The sequence below is a fragment of the Treponema sp. R80B11-R83G3 genome (genome assembly GCF_054786115.1).
Map to the genome: position 1 here is coordinate 1 of NZ_BDHF01000249.1, position 1,132 is coordinate 1,132.

The 1,132-nt window shown below is 46.8% G+C and carries 1 protein-coding gene; it reads right to left on the bottom strand.

Annotation, left to right across the window (positions count from 1 at the left end):
- A partial coding sequence (gene argH / locus ACYVRH_RS13065; RefSeq protein ID WP_461257335.1) for an argininosuccinate lyase occupies window positions 1-1,132 on the bottom strand: 1,132 nt, incomplete at both ends.

Below are 1,132 nucleotides of genomic sequence, written 5' to 3' on the forward strand. Positions count from 1 at the left end.
GAAAGGAAGCCCCTTGCGGACAAGATATTCCGCCATGTCTGTCGCTTCCAAAAAGCCGCCTGTACACGCCGCTTTCATTCGCTTAATGTTAAATTGAGAGGTTTTAATCATTCCGGCGAACATTCGAAGGCAGACGTTCAATGTGTCGATGCTGTCGAAAAGGTTTTCTTTATCTTCCTGTAAATCTTTGTTATACGCATAAGGCAGTCCTTTTAGCAGTGTGAAAAGAGCGACAAGGTTGCCCGTTGTTCTTCCTGTTTTTCCACGGATAAGTTCCGCAAAATCGGGATTTTTTTTCTGAGGCATGATAGAAGAACCTGTGCTCCATGATTCGGCAAGATCGATAAATTTAAATTCTTCGCTTGCCCATAAAACTATGTCTTCGCAAAAACGTGATAAATGAACCATAGTGATTGCGCAGGCGCTTGAAAGTTCCAAAACAAAGTCTCTGTCTGCAACAGCGTCCATGGAATTGATACATGGTCTGCTAAAACCCAACTCCTGCGCGACAGCCTTGCGATCAAGGGGCAGGGTAGTTGCAGCTAACGCTCCGCTTCCCAAAGGACACTCGTCAAATCTTTTAAGAGCGTCGCTAAAACGGGAATAATCCCTTTCCAGAGCGGTACACCATGCCGTTAGGTGATGTCCAAGCGTTACGGGTTGCGCTCTTTGAAGGTGCGTGTAACCGGGCATTATGCTGTTTACATTAGACAACGCCGTATCAAGAAGCGCATTAACAAACGCGGCTAATTCTTTTTGTAACTGCGGTACTGTACGTTTTAGATACAGGCGGAAAGCGACCGCCACCTGATCGTTTCTGCTTCGCCCCGCGTGAACCATTTTGCCCGTATCGCCAAGACGCTCCGTTAAAATTGCTTCTAAAAAAGAATGAATATCCTCATGCGCCGTGTCTATCTTCAATTTGTCCGCTTTAATTTCGCTTGCGATAGCGTTTAGTTCTTTTACAATTTTCCCCGCGCTGTCCTTTGAGATAATTCCTTGTCTGCCGAGCATTACTGCGTGGGCCTTGCTTCCGGCAATGTCATCAAAGACAAGTCGGCTGTCAATATTGATTGACGCCTGAAAAGCAAAAGCCTCCGCCTGCGGAACTTCCGCAAGCCGCCCTGCCCAC